Annotated in this window: 26 protein-coding genes, 1 pseudogene and 2 riboswitches; of the genes and pseudogenes, 14 read left to right on the forward strand and 13 right to left on the reverse strand. The window is 68.1% G+C overall.

Annotated elements, in window-relative coordinates; all coding sequences use genetic code 11:
* Nucleotides 1-34: 34 nt before the first annotated feature.
* Together Q8Q77_RS02280 and Q8Q77_RS02285 are read right to left on the reverse strand one after the other, a co-directional pair.
* Nucleotides 35-622 (reverse strand): YdeI family protein, encoded by a 588-nt coding sequence (locus Q8Q77_RS02280; RefSeq protein WP_305580760.1) that lies wholly within the window; start codon nucleotides 620-622, stop codon nucleotides 35-37.
* Nucleotides 619-1215, reverse strand: a complete 597-nt coding sequence (locus Q8Q77_RS02285; RefSeq protein WP_305580762.1) for a bifunctional 2-polyprenyl-6-hydroxyphenol methylase/3-demethylubiquinol 3-O-methyltransferase UbiG — start codon at nucleotides 1213-1215, stop codon at nucleotides 619-621. Before Q8Q77_RS02285 ends, Q8Q77_RS02280 begins: the two co-directional genes overlap by 4 nt.
* 430 nt (nucleotides 1216-1645) lie before the next feature.
* Between Q8Q77_RS02285 and Q8Q77_RS02290 the strand changes: the two genes are divergently transcribed.
* Together Q8Q77_RS02290 and Q8Q77_RS02295 are read left to right on the forward strand one after the other, a co-directional pair.
* Nucleotides 1646-2614, forward strand: coding sequence for an AraC family transcriptional regulator (locus tag Q8Q77_RS02290; RefSeq protein WP_305580764.1), 969 nt, complete (start codon nucleotides 1646-1648; stop codon nucleotides 2612-2614).
* 185 nt (nucleotides 2615-2799) lie between these two features.
* Nucleotides 2800-3423: a class I SAM-dependent methyltransferase gene (locus tag Q8Q77_RS02295; RefSeq protein WP_305580766.1), complete on the forward strand. Its 624-nt coding sequence runs from the start codon at nucleotides 2800-2802 to the stop codon at nucleotides 3421-3423.
* Here the strand turns inward: Q8Q77_RS02295 and Q8Q77_RS02300 are convergent.
* From Q8Q77_RS02300 to mddA, 4 genes are read right to left on the reverse strand one after another with little or no spacing between them, the layout of a single operon-like run.
* Entirely contained in the window at nucleotides 3420-3803 is a 384-nt protein-coding gene (locus Q8Q77_RS02300) for a GFA family protein (RefSeq protein WP_305580768.1), read from the reverse strand. The genes Q8Q77_RS02295 and Q8Q77_RS02300 overlap by 4 nt on opposite strands.
* Complete coding sequence (locus Q8Q77_RS02305) at nucleotides 3800-5077, reverse strand: MFS transporter (protein WP_305580769.1); 1278 nt, start codon at nucleotides 5075-5077, stop codon at nucleotides 3800-3802. Before Q8Q77_RS02305 ends, Q8Q77_RS02300 begins: the two co-directional genes overlap by 4 nt.
* Nucleotides 5078-5087: 10 nt before the next feature.
* Entirely contained in the window at nucleotides 5088-5828 is a 741-nt protein-coding gene (locus Q8Q77_RS02310) for an MBL fold metallo-hydrolase (RefSeq protein WP_305580771.1), read from the reverse strand.
* Complete coding sequence (gene mddA / locus Q8Q77_RS02315) at nucleotides 5825-6595, reverse strand: methanethiol S-methyltransferase (RefSeq protein WP_305580773.1); 771 nt, start codon at nucleotides 6593-6595, stop codon at nucleotides 5825-5827. The genes Q8Q77_RS02310 and mddA overlap by 4 nt, the downstream gene beginning before the upstream one ends.
* A gap of 143 nt (nucleotides 6596-6738) precedes the next feature.
* Between mddA and Q8Q77_RS02320 the strand changes: the two genes are divergently transcribed.
* The 5 genes from Q8Q77_RS02320 to Q8Q77_RS02340 all read left to right on the forward strand — a co-directional run bounded on the left by Q8Q77_RS02320 (nucleotide 6739) and on the right by Q8Q77_RS02340 (nucleotide 9107).
* The gene (locus Q8Q77_RS02320; protein WP_305580775.1) at nucleotides 6739-7368 is read left to right on the forward strand and encodes a metalloregulator ArsR/SmtB family transcription factor; all 630 of its coding nucleotides are present in this window, start codon (nucleotides 6739-6741) and stop codon (nucleotides 7366-7368) included.
* 77 nt (nucleotides 7369-7445) lie between these two features.
* Nucleotides 7446-7811: a hypothetical protein gene (locus Q8Q77_RS02325; protein ID WP_305580777.1), complete on the forward strand. Its 366-nt coding sequence runs from the start codon at nucleotides 7446-7448 to the stop codon at nucleotides 7809-7811.
* A 151-nt stretch (nucleotides 7812-7962) separates the two neighbouring features.
* Nucleotides 7963-8178, forward strand: coding sequence for a hypothetical protein (locus Q8Q77_RS02330; RefSeq protein ID WP_305580779.1), 216 nt, complete (start codon nucleotides 7963-7965; stop codon nucleotides 8176-8178).
* A 178-nt stretch (nucleotides 8179-8356) separates the two neighbouring features.
* A complete protein-coding gene (locus tag Q8Q77_RS02335) occupies nucleotides 8357-8749 on the forward strand; it encodes a hypothetical protein (RefSeq protein ID WP_305580781.1) in 393 nt (130 codons plus the stop codon).
* Nucleotides 8750-8876: 127 nt separating this feature from the next.
* On the forward strand, nucleotides 8877-9107 hold the full coding sequence (locus Q8Q77_RS02340; RefSeq protein WP_305580783.1) for a hypothetical protein: 231 nt from the start codon (nucleotides 8877-8879) through the stop codon (nucleotides 9105-9107).
* Between the two features lie 153 nt (nucleotides 9108-9260).
* Here the strand turns inward: Q8Q77_RS02340 and Q8Q77_RS02345 are convergent, their stop codons facing one another.
* The gene (locus Q8Q77_RS02345; RefSeq protein ID WP_305580784.1) at nucleotides 9261-9674 is read right to left on the reverse strand and encodes a hypothetical protein; all 414 of its coding nucleotides are present in this window, start codon (nucleotides 9672-9674) and stop codon (nucleotides 9261-9263) included.
* A gap of 15 nt (nucleotides 9675-9689) precedes the next feature.
* A riboswitch (ZMP/ZTP riboswitch) is annotated at nucleotides 9690-9770 on the forward strand.
* A gap of 60 nt (nucleotides 9771-9830) precedes the next feature.
* Between Q8Q77_RS02345 and Q8Q77_RS02350 the strand changes: the two are divergent.
* Nucleotides 9831-10208 (forward strand): annotated as a pseudogene (locus tag Q8Q77_RS02350) (dihydropteroate synthase); the annotation flags it as partial.
* Nucleotides 10209-10211: 3 nt separating this feature from the next.
* Nucleotides 10212-10607, forward strand: coding sequence for a hypothetical protein (locus tag Q8Q77_RS02355; protein ID WP_305580786.1), 396 nt, complete (start codon nucleotides 10212-10214; stop codon nucleotides 10605-10607).
* Nucleotides 10608-10921: 314 nt separating this feature from the next.
* On the opposite strand, the gene folB is transcribed toward Q8Q77_RS02355, so the two are convergent.
* The 3 genes from folB to Q8Q77_RS02370 form a co-directional block, all read right to left on the reverse strand.
* Nucleotides 10922-11488, reverse strand: a complete 567-nt coding sequence (gene folB, locus Q8Q77_RS02360; protein ID WP_305580787.1) for a dihydroneopterin aldolase — start codon at nucleotides 11486-11488, stop codon at nucleotides 10922-10924.
* Nucleotides 11489-11524: 36 nt separating this feature from the next.
* Entirely contained in the window at nucleotides 11525-12205 is a 681-nt protein-coding gene (locus Q8Q77_RS02365) for a DJ-1/PfpI family protein (protein ID WP_305580788.1), read from the reverse strand.
* Between the two features lie 23 nt (nucleotides 12206-12228).
* Nucleotides 12229-12310: riboswitch (ZMP/ZTP riboswitch) on the reverse strand.
* A gap of 92 nt (nucleotides 12311-12402) precedes the next feature.
* A complete protein-coding gene (locus tag Q8Q77_RS02370) occupies nucleotides 12403-13302 on the reverse strand; it encodes a hypothetical protein (RefSeq protein ID WP_305580790.1) in 900 nt (299 codons plus the stop codon).
* A 145-nt stretch (nucleotides 13303-13447) separates the two neighbouring features.
* Here Q8Q77_RS02370 and Q8Q77_RS02375 point away from each other — a divergent pair, with 145 nt between their 5' ends.
* Complete coding sequence (locus Q8Q77_RS02375) at nucleotides 13448-14293, forward strand: hypothetical protein (RefSeq protein WP_305580792.1); 846 nt, start codon at nucleotides 13448-13450, stop codon at nucleotides 14291-14293.
* Between the two features lie 223 nt (nucleotides 14294-14516).
* Here Q8Q77_RS02375 and Q8Q77_RS02380 read toward each other — a convergent pair whose 3' ends face one another.
* The 3 genes from Q8Q77_RS02380 to Q8Q77_RS02390 form a co-directional block, all read right to left on the reverse strand.
* The gene (locus tag Q8Q77_RS02380) at nucleotides 14517-14897 is read right to left on the reverse strand and encodes a hypothetical protein (protein ID WP_305580794.1); all 381 of its coding nucleotides are present in this window, start codon (nucleotides 14895-14897) and stop codon (nucleotides 14517-14519) included.
* On the reverse strand, nucleotides 14894-15775 hold the full coding sequence (yghU, locus tag Q8Q77_RS02385) for a glutathione-dependent disulfide-bond oxidoreductase (RefSeq protein WP_305580796.1): 882 nt from the start codon (nucleotides 15773-15775) through the stop codon (nucleotides 14894-14896). The genes Q8Q77_RS02380 and yghU overlap by 4 nt, the downstream gene beginning before the upstream one ends.
* A 77-nt stretch (nucleotides 15776-15852) precedes the next feature.
* Nucleotides 15853-17112, reverse strand: coding sequence for a dicarboxylate/amino acid:cation symporter (locus tag Q8Q77_RS02390; protein ID WP_305580797.1), 1260 nt, complete (start codon nucleotides 17110-17112; stop codon nucleotides 15853-15855).
* 120 nt (nucleotides 17113-17232) lie between these two features.
* On the opposite strand from Q8Q77_RS02390, the gene Q8Q77_RS02395 reads away from it, so the two are divergent.
* From Q8Q77_RS02395 to Q8Q77_RS02410, 4 genes are all read left to right on the forward strand, one after another.
* Nucleotides 17233-18684 (forward strand): AMP nucleosidase, encoded by a 1452-nt coding sequence (locus tag Q8Q77_RS02395; protein ID WP_305580798.1) that lies wholly within the window; start codon nucleotides 17233-17235, stop codon nucleotides 18682-18684.
* Between the two features lie 182 nt (nucleotides 18685-18866).
* The gene (locus tag Q8Q77_RS02400) at nucleotides 18867-19646 is read left to right on the forward strand and encodes a tyrosine-protein phosphatase (RefSeq protein WP_305580799.1); all 780 of its coding nucleotides are present in this window, start codon (nucleotides 18867-18869) and stop codon (nucleotides 19644-19646) included.
* A gap of 335 nt (nucleotides 19647-19981) precedes the next feature.
* Nucleotides 19982-21154 (forward strand): alanine--glyoxylate aminotransferase family protein, encoded by a 1173-nt coding sequence (locus Q8Q77_RS02405; protein WP_305580801.1) that lies wholly within the window; start codon nucleotides 19982-19984, stop codon nucleotides 21152-21154.
* A 134-nt stretch (nucleotides 21155-21288) separates the two neighbouring features.
* Nucleotides 21289-22224: MFS transporter (locus Q8Q77_RS02410; protein ID WP_305580803.1), on the forward strand; the 936-nt coding region annotated here is incomplete at its 3' end.

Consider the following 22224-nt stretch of genomic DNA (forward strand, 5'->3'; position numbering starts at 1 on the left):
GACCGCGCCGGCGGTCAGGGTGGGGCGGTCTCGGTCAGCCTTCGCCCGAACGGCCCCTCAGCGCCGCCATCACCTTGGCCAGCCGCGCCGCGCGGGTCGCGTCCGTCCGTGCCGTGACGATGTCGAGGATCATGGCGTAGCGCGCCGTGCGGCTCAGGCCTGAGAAGGCGCCCGCCGCCCGCGCGTCGCCCGCCAGCGCCGCCTCCAGCTCCGGCGGCGCCTCCGCCCGGCTCTGCGGCTCATAGGCCGATGCCCACCGCCCGTCGGCCTTGGCGGCCGCCACCTCCGCCAGCCCCGCGGGCGCCATCCGCCCCGCGGTGGTCAGGGCCTCGACCTTCTCCACATTGACCTGCGACCACCGGCTCCGCGCCCGGCGCGGCACGTACTTCTGCAGGTAACAGGTGGCGTCCAGCGGCCGGCGCTGGCCCGAGATCCAGCCGTGACACAGCCCCACGTCCACCGCCTCGTCGCTGGTCAGCGACGCCACCCCGGACCCCTTCTTGGCCATCTTCAGCCAGACCCCGGCCTGGAGCCCGGCATGGTCGGCGAGCCAGGTGTCGAACGCCGCGGCGTCGGCGAAGGCCAGGGTCTCGGCGGCGTCGGTGGGGGGCTTGCTCGTCATGTCGTCGCGATGACGTGCAGCCACACCCGCGGCTCGCGGTCATAGCCCCCGCCTGGCCCGGAGCGCAGCTCCAACTCCCCCCACGGCCCCGCCGCCTCATAGGCCGCGCGCAAAACCTGCTCGGTGGGGAAGTTGAAATAGCGGCCCAGCGCGTCGCGCCCGCCGCCGTCGCCGGCCTTGTAGCCCGCATAGAACAGCCCGCCCGGCTTCAGCGCGCGGCGCACCCGCGCCAGCACCGCCGCCAGCCCGTCCAGCGGCACGTGCAACAGGCTGGCGTTGGCCCAGACCGCGTCATAGGCCGCCACCGCCTCCAGCTCCTCGAACAGCATCACCCGCACCGGCCGCCCGATCCGCCGCTCGGCCTGGGCCGCCAGCCCCGGCGAGCCGTCGGTGGCGTCAACGTCGAACCCTTCCGCCAGCATGGCCTCGGCGTCCTGCCCGCCGCCGCAGCCCAACTCGAGGATCGTCGCGCCCTTGGCCAGGCGTTCAAGGAACACATAGACATAGCCCGCCCGGTCGCCCCGGTTGGCATAGGCCTCCGCCTCGCGGTCGTAGAAGGCCAGGGTGTCAGGGTCGTGGAATGGGTTGGTCATGGAGTCCCCGCGCGGCTCAGGTTTCGCCGGAGGGGCGATGCGGTCACGCGTCAAGGAGTATCCCCACACCAACCCCCGCTCGTCATCCCGGTTTCGGCGCAGCCGAAGACCGGGACCCATACGCGCCTGATCGATGTCGCGATGGGCGGAGCGCCAAAGGCGGGCGCATAGGCGCTTGTCCTGCGCACAGTGGTCATCCAGGGAGACGGCAGAAATTAGTATCGTATCCCCAAAATTCCCGGTTTCCCGAAGACGGCCCCCAAGCGCGGCGTGGTGAGACGCAGGTTGCTCGCCCGTGGTACTCGACATCGTGGGACCCGATCCGACCATCCTTGAAGTGCTGATGCGCGGCGGCGCTGTCGGCGCCTTCATCGGAACGGCCATCGTCATGGCGCGCCGGCCATTCGGCCCCGCGCGAGTCACCGGCGCCTTGTTCTGCCTGGCCGCCGCATCACACACCCTGACGCAGCACCCTCCTTTCGAGCAGGCGCTTGGCCCGGCCTGGCAACCCATCTGGGCGCTCTCCGTGATGGGCGCGGGCCTCTTCTGGGCGTTCGCCACGGAACTGTTCGAGGATCGTTCCGGTCTGCATCCGGTTCGGCTTGCCCCGGCGATGCTCCTGCTGGCCATCGGCGGGGCGACAAGGGTGGGCGACGCGCCGGTCGAGGGGCTGTGGCTTGCCCACAATCTCGTCGGCGCGATCCTCATGGTCCACGTGCTGATCGTCATCTGGAGCGGCTGGCGCAATGACCTGGTCGAATCCCGCCGGCGTCTCAGGGGACCAGTCCTCGCCGCCGCGGCGCTCTACGCAGTGATCGTGATCGCGGTTCAGACCTCGGAAATACTGTGGCGCCCAGCCGACGCGCTCGCGCCGCTGGCCGCCCTCATGCTGTTCGCCCTGGGTCTCGCTGGCGTTGGGACGCTTCTGCGGACCGAGCCTGACCTCTTCGCCTCGCCCGGCATCAGCGCTTCGCGTTCCACAGCGGGTTCGAAGCAAGACCTGGCAGGCGAGAACGCATGGATCGCCGAGAAGCTCGACCGTCTCATGGCGCAGGAGCGCGCCTATCGAGAGGAAGGCCTGTCGATCACGGCTCTGGCGCTGAAGCTCCGCGTTCCCGAATACCGGCTGCGCCGCCTGATCAATCAGGAACTTGGCCACCGCAACTTCAACGCCTTCCTCAATCAATGGCGCCTGGGTGACGCCAAGCAGGCGCTCGCCGACCCCGCGGAGCGCGAAGTGCCGATCTCCACCATCGCCTTCGACGCCGGCTATCAGTCCCTTGGCCCCTTCAACCGCGCCTTCAAGGCCGAGACCGGTCTCACACCGTCGGCGTTTCGGACACGGGCGCTCCGCTCCGCCAGCGGCGGCAGCGGTCGGGGCGCGACAAGCGCGGCTTGATTTGAAAGCGTATTTTCAAAGCCGGCCAATCCGCGCCGCATTCGGCTAGCCGGTTTTCAGATGCGGCGAGCCGGTATCGCGCGCTTGGACGATCTTCGTGACGCCGGAACTGGACCGGCGTGCCGGAGCGCAATCCTTGACACATCTGGAACTCGTCGCCGTCTCGACCGCAGGAGCGGGACATCATGCGTAGACCCCGCTTCATCGCAGAACAGGCGCGCGACGCGCGCGGGCCAGTGGGCCGCCTCATCGCCTTCATTATGGCGCGCGAGACCTGGGCGCAGAACATCCGCGCCATCGAGGCGCTCGATGTCGACGGGACCGACACCATCCTGGATGTCGGCTGCGGCCATGGTCGCAGCCTGGCGACCCTGGCGGCGCGCGCGCCGAACGGGCGCGTCGCCGGCGTGGATCCCTCCGAGCTGATGGTCGAGATCGCCATCGAGCGGAACCGGGCGCTGGTCAAGGCGGGGCAGGTCGATGTCGTGGTCGCCGGCGTCGAGGCCCTGCCCTTTCCGGATGGGGCCTTCGACAAGGCCCTATGCGTCCATGTCGTCTACTTCTGGAGCGACCTCGACGCGGCGCTTCGGGAGATCGCGCGCGTTCTGAAGCCGGGAGGGGCCCTTGCCCTGCTGTTCCGGACCAACGCCGATGCGGCCGCCGTCCGGAGTTTCCCCGCCGAGGTCTACAGCTTTCCGGCGTTCGACGAGGTGGTCGCCGCGCTCGGTCGGGCCGGCTTGGCGGTCGGCGCCGATGAATTCAACGGCGCGCCTGTCCTACTGCTGGCTACGAAACGCAGCGGTTCCTAGCCTTCCTTGCCTACGTTTCCGAGATGGACCCATGGCAGCCGCTCCTCGGGATTGACCTCAACCATCGGGGCGAGCCGTTCCGGCTGGTCGAAGGCTCCGATATGGAGATGCAGCTCGCCCGGTGACCGATCGCCTTCGCAGGTGAGCGTCGATCCGCACGTCGAACAGAATCCGCGAAGCACGCCGGGGGAGGATCTGAACTTGGTGATCTCGCCCCCGATCATTTCGACGACAGCCTCATCGAAAGCCGCGAAGGCCGAAGCCGGCGCGCCGCTGTGCTTTCGGCAGCTCTGGCAATGACACCAGATGGTCCATTTCGGCGCGCCGCTCGCACGGAAGCGGACTTCCCCGCAAAGGCAGCCGTCCCAGGTTTGAGTCATGAGCCGCTTCCCTTGCTCATCAGGTTCCCTTGTTCCCGCATGACGATGGCGACGAGAGCGCCAGAGGCGAGGGTCAGGACCCCGACCGAGCCGATGGCCCAGGCTGCCCCGAAGAGGTCCGCGATGACCCCGGCGGCCAGCGCGCCGACGGCGTAGCCCATGTCGCGCCAGAAGCGGTAGACGCTCAACGAGCGGGCGCGCCAGCTCGGATGGGACGCGTCGGACACCGAGGCGATCAGGGTCGGGTAGACCATCGCCGTGCCCAGGCCGAGCAGCACGCTTGCGGCCAGCCACCAACCGAACTGGCGAGTCGCCGCGGTCAGGAAGAGGCCCGCGGCCTGCACCCACATGCCCGCGACGATCAGGCCCTTACGACCCCAGCGGTCACTCAACGGTCCGGTGATGGTCTGCAATGCGCCCCACACCACCGGATAGACAGCCTTCAGCACGCCGATGCGTTCGATGCCGAGGCCGAAGCCGGCGTAGAACAGCGGGAAGATTCCCCAGCTCATGCCGTCGTTGAGGTTGTTCACAAGCCCCGCCTGCGAGGCGGCGAAAAGATTGCGGTCGCCGTACGACGTGCGCCGGAACACCTCCCAGAATCGCAGTGGCTCGGCGGCCACGGCGTGGCTGGCGCTCTCCAGCCCCACGTGATGGCGGGTGTCGCGGATCAGCACGATCGAGAGGACAAGCCCCAAGGCGGCGTAGCCGATGCCGATATAGAAGGGCGCAGGCCGCAGGCCATAGCGCTGGGCGATATAGCCGGTCGCCAGCGCCGTGAGCCCGACCGCCACATAGCCGGCGAACTCATTGAGGCCCACGGCCAGGCCGCGCGACTTGGGGCCGACCAGGTCGATCTTCATGATCACAGTCATCGACCAGGCGAGGCCCTGGCTGACCCCGAGGAGAGCGTTGGCCGCGACAATCCATCCCCAGCTCGGACCCCAACCGATCATGAACGGGACCGGCAAGGCGACGAGCCAGCCGAGCACCAGGAGGTGCTTGCGGCCGTAGATGTCGGCGAGGTGTCCCGAGACCAGATTGGTGAAGGCCTTGACCACGCCGAAGCTGACGATGAACGACGTCACCAGGGTCGTCGACGCGATCCGGAATTCTTCGGAGCCGATCAACGGCACGACCGTGCGTTCCAGCCCAACCATGCCGCCGACGAACGCGTTGACCAGGATCAGCAGGGAGAACTGCCGCCAGTTTTCGGCCAGGCCCAGTCGTAGGCCGGCAGGGGCGTCGGCGGCCGCTCTCCCATCGGTCGACATGGGGCTGCGCCTAGGCCGCCGCCGAGGTGAATCCGGAGTTGAGCGCCCGCAGCTCGGCCGCCTGGGCGGGGGCGTCCGGAACGTCCGCGAGCATGGCGCGGACGAAGGCCTCTTCGTCGTCGATCCGGAAGGCTTCGTTGTATCGCCGCTCGAAGCCGATGGTGGAGGATGGCTTGCCGCTCAGCCGCCGGCCGCAGACCGAGCCGGAATAGGCGCCTGGGAGAACTTCCACATGGTCGGGCAGCGCCTTAAGCCGCGCGATGGACCGGAACAGGGTTCGCGCCCCCTCCTCCGCCGATACAGCCAGCTCGGTGCGGCCCAGATCTCCGACCATGAGCGTGTGGCCGGAGAACACGAACCACGGTTCGCTGGCGCGGGTCCGGTCGGTTATGAGCAGGCTGACATGCTCCGGCGTGTGGCCGGGCGTGTGCAGGACTTCGGCCACGACATTACCGAGTTCGAGCACATCGCCGTCCCGCACCCCCTTGAATGGCGCCGCGGCCGGCGCCTCCGCGAACAGCACGTAGGGCGCGCCCACCGCGTCGGCCAGCCGGCGTCCCGCCGACAGGTGGTCGGCATGGATGTGGGTGTCGATCACATAGTGGATCGCCATGCCCGTCTCGTCCGCGGCGCGCAGGTAGCGGTCGATGTCTCCCACCGGGTCCACGACCGCGGCGGCCGACTGGCCGCCGCAGCCGAAGAGGTACGAGATCGCGACTGGATCGGTATGCAGGAACTGACGCAGGATCATCGCAGCGTTGGGCCTCGGACAGATTGTTCGCGGGTGGTCGCGGACCCACGCGCAGGAAGCGGGATCAGCATCGAGACCCGCTTGCGATAGCCGGCGTATTGCTCGCCGAATATCGCGATCAGGTCGCGCTCTTCGAGCTGGATGCCGATCAGGATGTAGGCGGTGGTCGCCAGGGCGAATAGCAGGTGGCCAACCGTCATGGTCGGGATCGCCCAGAAGGCCAGGATGAAGCCCAGATAGATCGGGTGGCGCACGGCCTTGTAGAACCAGGGCGTCTTGAACTCGGGCGGCGGCCCTTCGCGCCGGGCCCGATAGTCCCAGACCTGCTTCAAGCCGAACAGGTCGAAGTGGTTGATCAGGAATGTGCTCAGCAGGACCAGGGCCCAGCCTAGCCCGAACACCGTCCAGAGCGCCTGGGCCCAGACGCCGGTGGCCGTCCAGACCGGCTGAGCCAGCGGTCGCCATTGCCAGAAGAGCAGGATGAGCGCGAGGCTGGCGAGCAGCACATAGGTCGAGCGTTCGACCGGTGGCGGCACAAACTTGGTCCACCAACGCTTGAAGGCGGGCCGCGCCATGAGGCTATGCTGGACCGCGAACACGCCCAGCAGGGCGAGGTTGACGATCACCGCTTGCGCCAGACCTGCCGGCTCGCCGGAATCGATCGTCTTGGGAACCGCCAGGCCGCCCACGAAGCCTATGGCGTATAGGAACGTCAGGAAGAAGACGGCGTAGGCGACGACGCCGTAGAGGACAGCGAATGCACGCATTGAACAGCTCCCCAGTCTTGGTCCATCGAGGACCCCGGTCGCGGGACCGCAAGGCGATTGGCCTTGACAGCCTTGTGCGATCAATCAATTAAGTGATTGAACGATTGACTGGAGAATCCACACTGTCAAGCCCCAAGCACGCGGTGTTCGCCGGCCTCGCGGAATTAGCCAAGGCGCTGGCGAGCCCCCATCGCATCGAAATCATCGAGGTGCTGGGCCAGGGCGAGCGCAGCGTAGAGGGCGTCGCCGCGCGCGTGGGGCTCTCCGTCGCCAACGCCTCCCAACACCTGCGGCTCATGCGCGCCTCCGGCCTGCTGGCCTCGCGGCGCGACGGCAAGCACGTGCTCTATCGGCTGAGCGGCCCGGCTGTGGTGGACCTCATGAGCGCTCTCGGCCGGCTGGGCGAGCGCAACCAGGCCGAAGTCCGGGCGACCATGGCGGGCTATTTCCATGACAGGGACGCCATGGAGCCGGTGTCGCGGGCCGAGCTCACCGATCGGATCAAGGACGGGCTCGTCACCGTCCTCGATGTGCGCCCCGAAGACGAGTTCGCGGCGGGCCGCCTGCCGTCGGCTGTGAACATTCCGCTGCGCGACCTCACACGGCGCCTCGCTGATCTGCCGAAGGACCAGGAGATCGTGGCCTATTGCCGAGGCGCCTACTGCGTCCTGGCCTTCGAAGCGGTCGCGTTGCTGCGCGAGCACGGCTTCAAGGTGCGCCGGCTGGAGGACGGATTCCCGGAATGGAAGGCGGCTGGCCTGCCGGTGGCTTGACCCGCCTGGCCGTCCCGAAAAGCTGCCCGATGGGGAATTCTCGTGACAGCCCCGCCTTACGGGCGGAAAATGGCGTCATGGCGCGCATTCTTATCGCCATTCTTGCCCTTCTGGCCCTCGCGGCCAGCCCGATCACCGCTTTGGCGGCGCCGATGGCCTGCGGCATGGATACCCCCCAGGCCGTCACCTCCAGCATGGCGTCGATGGATGCGTCTGCCGATCGGCACGCCGCGCCCGTCAAATCCGATCCCTGTTGCGACAAGATGCTCAAGGGCTGCGCCAGGTCCTGTTCGATGGCCTGCGCCGGCGGCGTCGCAGTTCTGGCGGTGATCTCGACCATCGCAGTCTTCGAAGTCCCGATGGCGCTCGACGCGCCGAAAAGCCAAGCTTGGCGCTCCCACCGGCCCATTGGGCCCGATCACCCTCCGAAATCGATGGCCTGAAGCCGTCGGCTCTCGCCGTCGGTTCCGCCGCGCCGTTGGCGGTGCGCTCAAGCGCCTGGAACATCAGGCGCGAGACCTGGGTCCGCCGCGGCTCCGTCCTGCCAAGACGGCCCGACCGTCTGGCGAAACTGCAGATTTCGGAGAAACCTCAATGACCACTCGCTTAATCCTCACCGCCCTGATCCTCAGCCTGCCGCTGGCGATCGGGGCCTGCGCCGCCTCAGGAACGGAGGGGGCGTACGCCTACCGCACTGGGCCACCGCCCTCGAACGCGAAGGATGTCTTCCGCACAGCGATCCGAACGCCGCTCGCGGCCGACGCTCACGCAGCCGACGCCTCCGCGGTCGAACCCGAACGTCCTCGCTGACCGACACCGGCATGGCGCCACGGAGGCGCCATGCCGGCCGCCGACCCTCTCGCGCAGCAGGAGTGGGCGCGGGCGGCCTGATCGGCGCCTTCGTGCAAGGCTCCCTTAACGTCGCGCGGTCCATGTTACCGAAACGAAACTTGCCCCAAGTCGGAGCCTGGCCTAGGTCTGTCGTACCATGTGGAACCTGATCCGCTGTCTTGTCGCTGCGCTCGCCCTGGTCGGCTTTGTCGGCCAGACAACGGCGCGCGCCATGCCGATGGCGATGACCGACACCGCGCCGGCAGCCACGCAGACGGCTCCCGCGATGATGAACTGCGTGGACATGCCCGGCATGTCGGACATGACCAAAGCCGCCCCGCCGCAGTCCCCGGTCAAAGGCCCGTGCAAGGGCATGACGGCCGACTGCATCGGCAAGATGGGCTGCGCGACGGTGGCGATTCCGCTGCCGGCTTCGTTCGGTGTGTCGGGGTCCGTGGCCTATGAGAGCGTGACCTTCGCCGACATCAACCAGATGCGCGAGGGCGTGACCACGCCCCGCCTCTACCACCCTCCCAGACCGCTGGCCTGACCGCAGGCGTCAACGTTGGCGTGGGCTCTCCTTGAGCGCTCGCCGACGTGCGAACGACGCCGTCAGCCCAGAATTGCCTGTCCGGACGCCGTCCGGCGGGCGCTCAATCGGAATGGAGGATGGTCCCATGACCTCCCGCAATCTCATTGCGATCAGCGCCGCGGCGCTGACGCTTGGCCTCTCGGCCGCAACCCTGGCCGTCGCGGCTCCCGCTGAGTCCCAAAGCGACTTCACCTATCGCGCCTCCCCGCCGTCTTCGAACCCGCACGACGTGTTCCGCACCGTGATCAAGGTCCCGCGCGCGGGATCCGAGCACGCGCGGACGGCCAACTGCGACTGCCCGATGATGAAGGGCTAGCCGGCTCCAAACCCCGCGCCTGATTTATCCCCGGGCGCGGGGACGGAGGGGCGTCGGCGGCTCACGACTCCGCCGACGCTTCCGGTTCGGGGTAATTCGGGAAGGTAATTCGGTAATTCGGGTAATTCGGGGGGTAATTCGGGGACGCTATACTTAATTGGCGCCCCCTGATCGCGTCGTGGCGGGGAGGGGGCCGCCCACATCCTGCGCGCCTTCGCCCATACCCAGACAACGCGCCGGGCACGGCCCGGCGAACGTAATGCGCAGCACCCCCGTCTCGGCGACCCGGACCGCCTGTGAGGCGCTCGGGCGGGCGATGATCGGTCCGTAGGCGGACGGGCGCGCGGCCCCCGGCGCAGGCGCGAACCGGCGGGCGTCGGCCACGTCCTGCGGGCTCATGGTGGCGGCGAGCGCCTCGAGGGCGCGGTCCGCGGCCTGGCGCGTCGCCGGGTCGGCCGCGCCGTTGGCGGCGGCGAGCGCGGTCCAGACATAGGCCTCGACCCGGTCCTCGCGGCGGCCCTGGGCGTAGATCGCGCCCAGTTGAAGCTGGGCCTTGCCGACGGTCATGGATGCACTAGGGTAACACCGCTACGCGACTGGCGAATCTAGGTGGAGCACCACTAGGGAGCGTAGCGTAAATGGCCGTTCGCCTGGGCCGCCGAGCCAGCTCGGTGAAACTTCCACGTGGAAGTCGCCAATGGGCCACGACGTCATTGCTGCCTTTTTGCTCGGCCGCTCTCCGCCTTGAGACGGAGCGGCGTCGCCCCTCACCGGCTCATCCTCGATCCAGGGATGGGATTCTTCTTGAGCCCTGCACCGGAAACATCGCTGCACGTGCTGGCGAACCTCCAAAGGCTGAAGTCGGCGTTGGGGCTTCCGCTATTGGTCTCGGTGTCACGCAAATCCTTCTTGGCCGCCACCGTTGGGCTTCCCGTGAAGGATCTGGGTCCAGCAAGCCTGTCGGCCGAACTTCACGCGATCGGCAACGGCGCTGACTACGTGCGCACCCACGCGCCTGGAGATCTGCGTAGCGCAATCACCACCTTGGAGGCTCTCGCCAGGTTCGCCGTGGAGAAGCCGGAAGCTCAGGCTGTGGATTAGATCATGCTTGGCATTCACATTCCGGCCCGATTTTGGTCCGTTTGCTACGATGGAGATCGCATTCCAGATGCGTTCAATGATCTTTCTGGTGGCGCGAACTGTCAGCGCTTCGCTTATGCCCTACTGGCGGTGAATGGTGTCAGGCTGCCGCCGTTCCGATCGAGTGAATTGTGGGCCGACGAGATCCACACCGTTCGAGTGCAGGCACCCGAGCAACTCGACCTGCTGCTCTTCCACGACGGTCCCGACGCCTTTGGCGCGCATGTCGCCGTGTGTACAGGCGGCGGCAACGCCATTCACCTTTCGAAGGATGTGGGCAGTCCGCAAATCTTGGCCCTTGATGATTTCGCTCATTCTCCGAAGTACCGATATTACATCGGTGCGAAACGAGCGCTCTAGCGGCGAATTCGACCGCTCGATTTGACAGGGCCGCGATCAAAACGTCCGGACAGACAGAATCCAACCGGGGTCATCAAACGCGCAGACCCGCTGCAACCTGGCGCCTTGGACGTCGGCTTCAGTCTCGGTGTGGCGGAAGACGAGGCTTTATTGTCATTTTCGCCACAACGCTTAGCTGGCGCCCGTCCAGCTTGGCCTTGAAGTCAGCCGAGTACCGCTTCCGCTTCCAAGTCATAAAGTCCGCCCTTCAATGAGGTCGAACCTACCTTAGCCGCCTGTCCGATTTTCCGGCGCCGCCTCACCTAATGGCTCGCCTATTGTGCTTGCGTGAGTTCGCAGCGCCGAATGGAAACCTCGACCCCGACTTGATCGATTGTGTGCGGGATGGGAGGGCTCTGTTTCGAGACCGCGACAACAACGCTCTCCATTAGTTCGAAGCGACCCAGAAGGCCCAGCGCGATTGTCTCACCGAGCGCTTCCAACGTCTGGAACCGCGAGGAGCCGGCGATCATAATGGCCTCCTCGACAACGGCGTCATACCTCACTGAGGAATTCAGTTGGTCGTCCCGGTGCGTCTCGACATCTTGCAGCTTGGCGGCGATATCGAAGGTGAATTTTTGTCCGAGCGTCCTCTCCTCGTCGAAGAGCCCATGATAGCCGTAGGTCTTCAGGCCCGTGATGTTGATGGAAGTCAGCATTCCGAATCTCCTATTTGGCGTTGCGGATGGTGGGCTTCGGCGCGCGTTCTGGATCGGGTCGACGACGGCGAACCTGGTGAGGGCCTCAGAGAGGATGATCGCGCCAGGCAGGTCTCCAGGCGCGTGGGTGGTCACGTCGCTCCAGACAACTGGATGCCGGCCCGAGCCGTCATCGTCCTCCACGCTCTTCATTCTGGGCGAGCAGCACGGCCGCCATGGTCAGCGCAGCCTTAGGGCCGCGGCGGCTCTCTGCGCCGCCTCTTCGCGTGTCTTTTGAAACGGAGCTGCGAGCTTCGATAGCTTCGCCAGCAACTCAGGATCGGCGCTTGCCGGCGATCCGCCGGGAAAGGGAGGTTCCGGGTCGTACTCCATGGAGAGCTGAACAAAGCGGGTGCGTTCCTCTCCGAATAGCATCGCGCCGAGGGTCAAGGCGAAGTCGATTCCGGAGGTCACCCCCGCGCCGGTGATGCGATTGCGGTCGATGACCACGCGCTCGGACGTCGGTTCGGCCTGAAAAAGGGAAAGCTGGCTCAGCGAAAGCCAATGGCAAGTCGCGCGGTATCCGGTGAGCAGCCCGGCGGCGGCGAGCACCAGAGAGCCTGTGCAGACCGAGGTGACGTACTTTGCTTCCACACCCTGCCGTCGGACAAAATCCAGCGTCTCGGCATCATCCATCAGACTCAGCTGCCCCGGTCCCCCAGGGACAAACAGGATGTCGGCCTGCGGGCAGTCGGCAAAGAGCGTAGTCGGGACAATCTGCAAGCCACTGCCGTCCACCACAGGCTCCATGCTCTTGGCCGCCAGGTGGATCTTGAGCTCCCTGTACCTTGCGAACACCTCGTAGGGTCCGGTGAGGTCAAGTTGCGTCATCTGTGGATAGGCCAGCATCACAACGTCCATGGGCGCTCCTGCGGTATGGCTGCAGAGGGTGCCCAGGCGAGCGGCGCTTCAAATTCGTGCTTCCCAGTGGTGGCCCACCTGAAATCGCCAGTCACACGAACCAGTTCAAAGTGCGCCGGCTTGCACGCAAATGAAAGCCGTTCCGGTGGACAGCATGGTGAATTCTGTTCCGTGCGGGTAATTCGGGGACGCTATACTTAATTGGCGCCCCCTGATCGCGTCGTGGCGGGGAGGGGGCCGCCTACATCCTGCGCGCCTTCGGCCATACCCAGACAACGCGCCGGGCACGGCGCGGCGAACGTGATGCGCAGCACCCCCGTCTCCGCGACGCGGATCGCCTGTGAGGCGCTCGGGCGGGCGATGATCGGTCCGTAGGCGGACGGGCGCGCGGCCCCCGGCGCAGGCGCGAACCGGCGGGCGTCGGCCACGTCCTGCGGGCTCATGGTGGCGGCGAGCGCCTCGAGGGTGCGGTCCGCGGCCTGGCGCGTCGCCGGGTCGGCCGCGCCGTTGGCGGCGGCGAGCGCGGTCCAGACATAGGCCTCGACCCGGTCCTCGCGGCGGCCCTGGGCGTAGATCGCGCCCAGTTGAAGCTGGGCCTCCCCCTGGCCCTGGGTCGCCTCGGCGCGCAGGGCGGCGAGCGCCCGGTCCGCCGGGGTGGGGTCGGCGACCGTCCACCTCAGGCCGGGCGGGGAGAAGAGGCCTCCGGCCCCGCGGTCGTAGGGGTCCAGGTGGAGGTGCGGGCCCTGGGAGCCATGGGCGGCCTCCGGGAAGATGGTCCTGAACGGCGCGCCCGCGCGGCGCAGCCTGGCGGCGGCCTCGAACGGGCTGAGCCCCGCCACCACCACGTCATAGGCGCCGGGCGCGGCGGGCCCACCCACCGAATGGCGCGACACCGCCCCGAGGGGCACGGTCAGGGCGCCCTGGGCGCGCAGCTCGTTCTCGCGGGCCTCCGTGCGATAGCCTCCGGTGATGCGCCAGGCCTGCGCGCCGAAGACCTGGTCCATGGTGGCGCGGAAGCGCGCGTGCGTGGCCTCGTCGGCCCTGGCCTCGCCGGCCACCAACGCGAAGCTCACGATGAGCGCGGCCCTGACACCCACGGCCCTTCCCCCGCTTCGAAGATCAGGCGGAGAGCCTATGCCCGAGCGCCGCGCGGGGGAACCGTGTTCTCCTGAGGGGCGGCGTCGGGCGCAGAAATGTTCATGAATTGTTCGGGTCCAGCCCGGTCCGCGCTAAACTCCGCCCATGCCCGCGCGCGCCTATGTCAGGACCCATCCGGAAGCCCGCCAACAGCTCCTCGACCGGGTCGCGGCGGGCGAGCTGACCTCCCACGTCTGCGCCGAGCCGGGCATGCCCAGCTATGCCAGCGTCTACGCCTGGGCCCGCGCCGACCCGTTCTTCGCCGAGGCCCTGGCCGACGCCCGGCGGCGGGGGGACTTCCGGCGCTGGCACGCCTTGGACGAGGCCAAGGCCGGGGCGCTGTTGGCCCGGCTGGCGGCCGGGGAGGGGATCGTCTCGATCCTGCGCGATCCGACCATGCCGAGCCGGCGCCAATACGCCTATTGGCGCGCCACCCAGGCGCCGTTCCAGGAGGCGGTCTGGCGGCTGAACCAGGTGACGGTGGTGGAGCGCGCCCGGCGCGGACGCGCCCGCTGGCGGCCCTTCGATCAGGCCCTGGCCGACCAGATCGTGGTCCGGGTGTCGCGGGGCGAGGGGTTGCAGGCCATCCTCAATGCGGGCCAGGGCCTGCCCTGCCGCAATGTGGTGATCCGCTGGCGCAAGGCGCAGCCGCAGTTCGCCCAGGCCCTGCGCATCGCCGTGCGCGTGGCGCGCCGCCGCCGCGACCAGGCTCGCGCGGTCTGCCCGGACCACCTGGTCGAGGCGATCTGCGACGGCGTCGCCGAGGGCGGCACGCTCAACACCGTGAGCCGGCTGTCGGGCATGCCCTGCGCGGCCACGCTCTATGCCTGGATGCGGACCCGGCCCGACTTCGCCCAGGCGGTGGAGCAGGCGCGGGCCCGGCGGATGTCGAGCGCCGATGTGAACGCCGCGCTGGCGCGCATGGCGGCCCGGGCCGCGGCGATGGGGTGAGCCCCTAGATCCTCCCCCAGCGCGCAGCCGGAGGGGGTTGCAGCCCGCAAACGAGAGTCAAGGTCCCCCTCACCCGGCCATTCGGCCGGGAGCTCCCCCAGGAGGGGAGCATCTGGGATTGCGCCGACCTTGGATCCTCCCCCAGCGCGCAGCGCGTTTTGGGGGAGGTGGCGCGTCGCCTTCTTCGGCGACGTGACGGAGGGGGTTGGAGCGCGCGAGCCTATCAGCCCTTCGCTTCGGCCCGATCCGCCAGGTCGATCAGGGCCTTGCCGAGCGCCCGGGACTCGCTGGCCGGGAACACGAACGACACCCAGCCCAGGCCCGGATGACGCAGGCTGAGCACCGGGCCATGGGGCGTGGACAGGGTGGTCCAGACCGGGTTGTTGGTGGCCTCGATGCGGCCCATGGGATCGATGGCGGCGGCGACCGGGGTCTTGAGCTGGGCGCGGTAGAGGGCCACGGCCTCGATATGGGCCTCGGCGTCGGCGGCGCTCAGGGCCACGTCGCCCAGGGTCTCGCCGTCGCGGTTCAGCTGGAGGACCACGTGCTCGGCGGCCGCGTCGGCGCCCACCACCATCTGCATGAAGGTCATCGGGCTCGTCACGTCTTGGCCTCGGCTTGAACCTTATCCTGCGTCTTCGTCTCGAAATCGCTGGCGTCGTGGCGTTCCCAGAGCTGGTTGGCGGGGTCGCCGAAGGTGCGGTTGACCATGCGGCCGCGCTTGACCGCCGGGCGCTTGGCGATGGCGTCGGACCAGCGCTGGACGTGCTTGTAGTCCTGCACCGAGAGGAACTCGCCGGCCTCGTAGAGCACACCCTTGGCGAGGCTCCCGTACCAGGGCCAGATGGCCATGTCGGCGATGGTGTAGTCGTCGCCCGCGATGTGCTCGCTCTGCGCCAGGCGCTGGTCCAGCACGTCCATCTGGCGCTTCACCTCCATGGCGAAGCGGTCGATGGCGTATTCGATCTTGGTGGGCGCATAGGCGTAGAAGTGGCCAAGGCCCCCGCCCAGATAGGGCGCCGAGCCCACCTGCCAGAACAGCCAGGACATGGTCTCGGCCCGCTGCGCCGGGTCGGTCGGCAGGAAGGCGCCGAACTTTTCGGCCAGGTGGACCAGGATGGCGCCGGACTCGAACACCCGCATCGGGGTCGAGCCTGAGTGGTCCACCAGGGTGGGGATCTTGGAGTTGGGGTTGGCGGCGACGAAGCCGCTGCCGAACTGGTCGCCGGCGCCGATATTGATCAGCCAGGCGTCGTATTCCGCGCCGGTGTGGCCCAGAGCCAGCAGCTCCTCCAGCATCACCGTGACCTTCACGCCGTTCGGCGTTCCCAGCGAATAGAGCTGCATCGGGTGCTTGCCGATCCGCAGCTCCTTGTCGTGGGTGGGGCCGGCGATGGGGCGGTTGATGCTGGCGAACCGGCCGCCGCTGTCCTTGTTCCAGGTCCAGACCTTGGGCGGGGCGTAGTCGGTGGTGTCGGTCATGCGTGCGGCTCCAGGCGTCCGTGGGGGCGCAAGGTCGCCCGTCGAGGTTTCGATGTGGGGGCTCTGAGCGCGCGCCGCTAGACCTTGGCCGGCGCGGCGGCGGCGAGGGGGTCAGGGTCCTCGATCTGGCCTTCCCACTTGGCGACCACGGCGCTGGCCACCGAGTTGCCGAGCACGTTGGTGGCCGAGCGGCCCATGTCGAGCAGGTGGTCGACGCCCAGGATCAGCAGCAGGCCGGCCTCGGGCAGGTCGAAATAGGTGAGCGTCGCGGCGATGACCACCAGGGAGGCGCGCGGGACGCCGGCCATGCCCTTGGAGGTGACCATCAACAGGGCCAGCATGGTGATCTGCTGGCCGATGGACATGTCGATGCCGTAGGCCTGGGCGATGAACAGCACCGCGAAGGTGCAGTACATCATCGAGCCGTCGAGGTTGAACGAGTAGCCGAGCGGCAGGACGAAGCTGGCGATGCGGCGCGAGATGCCGAACTTCTGCAACTCCTCCAGGGTGCGCGGATAGGCCGCCTCCGACGAGGCCGTCGCGAAGGCCAGCAGGGCCGGGCCCCGGATGGCGCCCAGCAGCTTCATGGCTCGCGGCCCCACCACCAGCAGCATCGCCCCGATCAGCAGCGCCCAAAGAACGCCCAAAGAAAGGTAGAAACCTCCGACAAACTTGGCATAATCGACCAGGACGCTCAGCCCCTGGGTCGAAATTGTCGCTGCAAGAGCTGCGAAAATCGCGAGCGGAGCCGTCTTCATAACGTAGCCCGTGACCTTCAGCATGATGCTGGCGATCTGGTCGACCAGGGCGATGACGGCCGGGGCCCGGTCGTCGAGCGACGCCACGGCGGTGCCGACGAAGATCGAGAACACAACGATCTGCAGGATCTCGTTGTTGGCCATGGCCTCGACGATGGACTTCGGCACCAGGTGGGTGATGAACTCCCGCAGGGTCAGCTTGGAGGCGTCCACGGCGCCGGCGGCGTTGGCCGCCTCGTCGATCAGGTCCATGCCGACGCCAGGCGCGATCAGGTGGACCATCAGCAGCCCGATGGTCAGCGAGACGATCGAGGCGCTGATGAACCAGCCCATGGTCTTGATGCCGACCCGGCCGATGCTGGCGGCGTCCTCCATGTGGGCGATGCCGGCCACCAGGGTGGAGAACACCAGGGGAGCGATGATCATCTTGATCAGCCGCAGGAAGACGTCGGTGATGATGGTCAGGTTGCCGGCCACCGTCTTGGCCTGGACCGGGTCCAGGCCCTGGTTCACGCCCCAGCCGACCGCGACGCCCAGCACCATCGCCACGACGATGAAGATGGTGAAAAGACGATTCATGGGGGCTCCTCGGCGTTCAGGCCGGCCTTTGTCGCCGAGAATGGGGCCGTTCGTCCAGAGCGTCGCGAAATCGAGGCAGGGGCATCTCGCAACCGTCACCGGAGCGGGCTAAACTGCCCCATGTCCATCGAGAACAAAGCGGCCGCCATCGTCGAGCGGCTGGACGCCGAATACCAGGCCACCGTCGAGGCGCTGCGCGCCGCCCTGAAGATCTTCCTCGCCGGGGGGCCGCCGCCCGATCCCAGCGTCCGGGCCAGCGGGGCCTTCGCCTATCCCGAACTGAAGCTGTCCTGGCCGCCCGGCGAGGTCTATCCGCGCCTGGGCCGGGCCTACGCCCGGCTGTCGCAGCCCGGCGACTATGCGGTCACCGTCACCCGGCCCGACCTCTACCGCGACTACCTGATCGAGCAGATCAGCCTGCTGATGACCGACTTCAACGTCACCATCGAGGTGGGCCGCTCCCGGCAGGAGATGCCGTTCCCCTATGTGCTGGACGGCGCGGTCGACATCGCCATGGCCGACATCGGTTCGGCCGACATCGCCCGGCACTTTCCGACCACCGAGCTGGCCCATATCGGCGACGAGATCGCCGACGGCATGTGGAACGCCAGCCTGGAGCCGGCCCGGCCGCTGGCCCTGTTTGACGGCCTGCGCACCGACTTCTCCCTGGCCCGTCTGACCCACTACATGGGCACCCCGGCCGAGCACGTTCAGCAGTACGTGCTGTTCACCAACTACCATCGCTATGTGGACGAGTTCGTCCGCTGGGGCTGTTCGCAGCTCACGGCGGGCGGACCCTACACCGCGCTCTCGGCTTCGGGCCAGGTGATGGTCACCGCCGATACGGAGAACCCGGAGCAGGCCGTGGCCGACGGCCCGTGGCGGCGCCACCAGATGCCGGCCTACCACCTGATGGCGCAGGGCCGGGCGGGGATCACGCTGGTCAATATTGGGGTCGGTCCCTCCAACGCCAAGACGGTCACCGACCACCTGGCGGTGATGCGGCCCCAGGCCTGGATCATGATCGGCCACTGCGGCGGGCTGCGCGGCTCCCAGACCATCGGTGACTACGTCCTGGCCCACGCCTATCTGCGCGACGACCACGTGCTGGACGACGTCCTGCCGCCGGAGATCCCGATCCCGCCCATCGCCGAGGTCCAGGTGGCGCTCGGCCGGGCCGCCGAGCTGATCACCGGGGAGTCCGGTGAAACCCTGAAGCGCCGGCTGCGGACCGGCACGGTGGTCACCACCGACGACCGCAACTGGGAGCTCCGGTTCTCGTCCAGCTCGCTACGGTTCAACCAGTCGCGCGCCGTGGCCATCGACATGGAGAGCGCCACCATCGCCGCCCAGGGCTACCGGTTCCGGGTGCCCTACGGGACCCTGCTCTGCGTGTCGGACAAGCCCCTGCACGGGGAGATCAAGCTGCCGGGCCAGGCCAACGCCTTCTATGAGCGCGCCATCGGCCAGCATCTGCAGATCGGCATCGCCACCATGGACCTGCTGCGCAAGGAAGGTCCCCGGCTCCACTCCCGCAAACTGCGCAGCTTCGACGAACCGCCGTTCAGGTGACGTGAGGTCATACTTGCGGGGGCGTCCTGGGCGTCGACGGCGACGAGGGGTTCATCGCCGAACTGCTGGCCATGGTGGCGTCGGGGTAGGGCGGGGCCGATTGAGCGGGCGATCGCGACGGAGCGGCGCGAACACGAACGACCCCCTCGCAATCCACCCTCCGTTTCGCTAAATCCAGCCTCATGACGCCCAAGCACATCGACTTCGAAGGTATCGAGAACTTCCGCGACTTCGGGGGTTACGCCACCGCCTGCGGCCGGGGGCTGAAGGCCGGGCGGCTGTTCCGGTCGGCCAACCACGCCTACGCCACCGACGAGGACCTCGCCAAGCTACGCGGCCTGGGCGTCGAGGTGATCGTCGACCTGCGGCGGCGGCGCGAGCGCGAGCGCGAGGTGTCGCGGCGCTGGGAGGGGTTCTCCGGCACGGTGATCGAGAACGACATCGAAGGGACCTATGCCGACTGGCAGGAGGCCATGGCCCAGGCGGAGAGCATCGACGCGGCCTGGTTCTACAATGACAGCCTGACCTATTACCGCCGCGCGCCGCACGAGCCGCGCCACGTGGACCTGTTCGCCCGGTACTTCCTGGCCTTGGCCGAGACCGACGGCGCGCTGGTCGTCCACTGCGCGGCTGGCAAGGACCGCACCGGGATGATCTGCGCCTTCACCCACCACATCGCCGGCGTCCATCGCGACGACACCCTGGCCGACTATCTCGCCACCAATGACGAGGCGCGGATGGCGCGGAAGACAGGCTTCCTCGGGCCGTGGATCAAGGACCTCACCGGGCATACCGTGGACGACGCGGGCCTGCGTCGGGCGGTCAGCGTGGACGAGGCCTATCTGGCCGAGGCGCTTTCGGTGATCGACGAGACCCACGGCTCGGTGGATCGCTACCTGGAAGAGGTGCTGGGCGTCGACGCCGCCCTGCGCCAGCGGATCGAGGCGCGCATCCTGGGTTAGGCTCCAAGATCCTCGTGGGATGGGGCTGAAGCCCGCAAGCAAGAGTCAAAGTCCCCCTCAGTCAGCTTCGCTGACAGCTCCCCCAGGAGGGGAGCATCTGGGTTTCGCGCTGATCTAGATCCTCCCCCAGCGCGCAGCGCGTAGAGGGGGGGTGGCGCGTCGCCCTCTTCGGCGACGTGTCGGAGGGGGTTGAAACCCACCGAGTCAAAGTCCCCCTCACCCGGCCATTCGGCCGGGCGCTTCCCAAAGAGGGGAGCATCTGTCGGTTGTCGCGGGCTGACAGGGGCCTCGCATTCCCCTAATCGTCCCCGCCATACTGAGGGGGACGGATTTCCATGCAGAGCTTCCAGCCGCCGCGGCGCATCCTGATGGGGCCCGGCCCCTCCGACGTCAGCCCTCGCGTGCTGGCCGCGCTCGGCCGTCCGACCATCGGCCACCTGGACCCCGCGTTCCAGGACCTGATGGAGGAAATCAAGGGCGCGCTTTCCCGCCTGTTCAACGCGCCCGGCTATGCCTGCGTGCCGCTGCCGGCGCCGGGGACGGCGGGGATGGAAGCGGCGATCATGAACCTGCTGGAGCCCGGCGACCGCGCCGTGATCGCCATCAACGGCGCCTTCGGCGGCCGCATGGCCGACATGGCCGACCGGGCCGGGGCCGAGGTGATCAAGGTCGAGTTCGAATGGGGCAAGCCGGTGGATCTGGCGGCGGTCGAAGAGGCCCTGAAGGCGGCGGGGAAGGTGAAGGTCCTGGCCTTCGTCCATGCCGAGACCTCCACCGGGGCGCGGTCGGACGCCGCCAGCCTCTGCGCCCTGGCGCGGAAGTACGGCGCGCTCTCCATCGTCGACTGCGTGACCTCGCTGGGCGGCATCGTGGTGGACGCCGCGGCCTGGGACGCCGACGTGATCTATTCTGGGACCCAGAAGTGCCTCTCGGCGCCCCCCGGCTTGTCGCCGATCTGCCTGTCGCCGCGGGCCCAGGCGGCGATCGCGGCGCGGACCACCAAAGTCCGCAACTGGCTCTGCGATTTCAATCTGCTGATGAGCTACTGGGGCGGCGAGGGCGGCCGCACCTATCACCACACAGCGCCGATCAACGCGCTCTACGGCCTGCACGAGAGCCTGGTGGCTCTGTTCGAGGAGGGCCAGCAGGCGGTGCTGGTGCGCCATGCCCGCACCCATGAGGCGCTGGCCGCCGGGATCGAGGCGGCGGGGTTGAAGTTCCTGGTCGCCGAGCCGCACCGGCTGCCGCAGCTCAATGCGGTGATCGTGCCGGACGGGATCGATGAGGCGGCGGTGCGGTCCTACGTCCTGGCCAAGTGGGACCTGGAGCTGGGCGCGGGCCTGGGTCCGCTCAAGGGCAAGGTCTGGCGCATCGGCCTGATGGGCGCCTCGGCGACGCCCTGGCACGTGCGGCTGTGCCTGACGGCGCTGTGCGAGGCCTTGGCGGCCCAGGGCTTTGCGGCCGACGCCAAGGCGGCGTTGGCGGCGGCGGATAAGCGGCTGGGCTAGACCCTTCCTCCGCTCATCTCGGCCTTCGCCGGGGTGAGCGGGGTTGGGAGTGGTCAATTTCCGACTCCCCATCGTCCGCCGAATGCGTACCTTGCCTTCGAACGCCGCCGGGACGAGCGGTCGAGGGGAGCGCCATGACCACCGTCGTCGAAGCCAGCGGGCCCGGGTCCATCGCCGACATTCCGATCGAGGCCGAGCTGATGGGGGACGGAAAGCTGTCGCGGGGGGCGGGCGCCTGGGCGGTCTTCGAGGGGGCGCGGATCCCCTATGTGATCCTCATCACCATCTACATCTTCATGCCCTATGTGGCCGCCGTCATGGTCGGCGACCCGGTGCGGGGCCAGGAGATCATCTCGCGGTGGAGCCAGTATTCCGGCTGGTTCATCATGGCCACGGCGCCGTTCCTGGGCGCATCCATCGATAAGCTGGGGCGGCGCAAGACGTGGCTGGCCCTGGTCACGATCCTGATGATCCCGATGATGTGGGCGCTGTGGTGGGCCAAGCCCGACGGCTCGGGGATCTCGGTGCTCACCGTGATGATCCTGACCACCCTGGTGGGGGTGCTCTATACCTACTCGGAGGTGCTGCATAACTCGCTGCTGGTGCGCGCGGCGGGGATTTCGGCGGCGCACAAGGCGTCCGGCCTGGCCCTGGCGCTGGGCAACGCCTTCGCCCTGCTGACGCTCGGCTTCACGGCCTGGGCCTTCGCCCTGCCGGGCAGCGGCCTTCCCTTCGTGCCCGAGAAGCCGCTGTTCGGGTTGGACCCCCTGCTGCATGAGCCCGAGCGCATCGTCGGGCCCATGGCGGCGATCACCTTCGCCATCGGCGCCATCCCGCTTTTCCTGTTCACCCCCGACGCCAAGCCCACCGGGGTTCCGGTGTTCCGCGCCCTGGGGCAGGGCGCCGTGGACCTGTGGCGGATGGTCTCGGGCATGAAGCATTACAAGGACGCGGCGATCTTCCTGATCAGCCGGATGTTCTATGTCGACGGCATGACCGCCATCCTGATCTATGGCGGCATCTACGCCAGCGGGGTGATGGGCTGGGGCGCGCTGGAGATGCTGATGTAC

Source organism: Phenylobacterium sp. (assembly GCF_030698145.1).
Classification (GTDB): Bacteria; Pseudomonadota; Alphaproteobacteria; order Caulobacterales; family Caulobacteraceae; genus Phenylobacterium.

Excerpts from the sequence above, each read along its gene's own strand:
- Q8Q77_RS02280 (WP_305580760.1), bottom strand. The coding sequence starts at position 622 with ATGACGAGCAAGCCCCCCACCGACGCCGCCGAGACCCTGGCCTTCGCC.
- Q8Q77_RS02285 (WP_305580762.1), bottom strand. The coding sequence starts at position 1,215 with ATGACCAACCCATTCCACGACCCTGACACCCTGGCCTTCTACGACCGC.
- Q8Q77_RS02295 (WP_305580766.1), top strand. The coding sequence starts at position 2,800 with ATGCGTAGACCCCGCTTCATCGCAGAACAGGCGCGCGACGCGCGCGGG.
- Q8Q77_RS02300 (WP_305580768.1), bottom strand. The coding sequence starts at position 3,803 with ATGACTCAAACCTGGGACGGCTGCCTTTGCGGGGAAGTCCGCTTCCGT.
- Q8Q77_RS02305 (WP_305580769.1), bottom strand. The coding sequence starts at position 5,077 with ATGTCGACCGATGGGAGAGCGGCCGCCGACGCCCCTGCCGGCCTACGA.
- Q8Q77_RS02310 (WP_305580771.1), bottom strand. The coding sequence starts at position 5,828 with ATGATCCTGCGTCAGTTCCTGCATACCGATCCAGTCGCGATCTCGTAC.
- mddA (WP_305580773.1), bottom strand. The coding sequence starts at position 6,595 with ATGCGTGCATTCGCTGTCCTCTACGGCGTCGTCGCCTACGCCGTCTTC.
- Q8Q77_RS02325 (WP_305580777.1), top strand. The coding sequence starts at position 7,446 with ATGGCGCGCATTCTTATCGCCATTCTTGCCCTTCTGGCCCTCGCGGCC.
- Q8Q77_RS02330 (WP_305580779.1), top strand. The coding sequence starts at position 7,963 with ATGACCACTCGCTTAATCCTCACCGCCCTGATCCTCAGCCTGCCGCTG.
- Q8Q77_RS02335 (WP_305580781.1), top strand. The coding sequence starts at position 8,357 with ATGTGGAACCTGATCCGCTGTCTTGTCGCTGCGCTCGCCCTGGTCGGC.
- Q8Q77_RS02340 (WP_305580783.1), top strand. The coding sequence starts at position 8,877 with ATGACCTCCCGCAATCTCATTGCGATCAGCGCCGCGGCGCTGACGCTT.
- Q8Q77_RS02345 (WP_305580784.1), bottom strand. The coding sequence starts at position 9,674 with ATGACCGTCGGCAAGGCCCAGCTTCAACTGGGCGCGATCTACGCCCAG.
- Q8Q77_RS02355 (WP_305580786.1), top strand. The coding sequence starts at position 10,212 with ATGCTTGGCATTCACATTCCGGCCCGATTTTGGTCCGTTTGCTACGAT.
- Q8Q77_RS02365 (WP_305580788.1), bottom strand. The coding sequence starts at position 12,205 with ATGGACGTTGTGATGCTGGCCTATCCACAGATGACGCAACTTGACCTC.
- Q8Q77_RS02375 (WP_305580792.1), top strand. The coding sequence starts at position 13,448 with ATGCCCGCGCGCGCCTATGTCAGGACCCATCCGGAAGCCCGCCAACAG.
- yghU (WP_305580796.1), bottom strand. The coding sequence starts at position 15,775 with ATGACCGACACCACCGACTACGCCCCGCCCAAGGTCTGGACCTGGAAC.
- Q8Q77_RS02390 (WP_305580797.1), bottom strand. The coding sequence starts at position 17,112 with ATGAATCGTCTTTTCACCATCTTCATCGTCGTGGCGATGGTGCTGGGC.
- Q8Q77_RS02395 (WP_305580798.1), top strand. The coding sequence starts at position 17,233 with ATGTCCATCGAGAACAAAGCGGCCGCCATCGTCGAGCGGCTGGACGCC.
- Q8Q77_RS02400 (WP_305580799.1), top strand. The coding sequence starts at position 18,867 with ATGACGCCCAAGCACATCGACTTCGAAGGTATCGAGAACTTCCGCGAC.
- Q8Q77_RS02405 (WP_305580801.1), top strand. The coding sequence starts at position 19,982 with ATGCAGAGCTTCCAGCCGCCGCGGCGCATCCTGATGGGGCCCGGCCCC.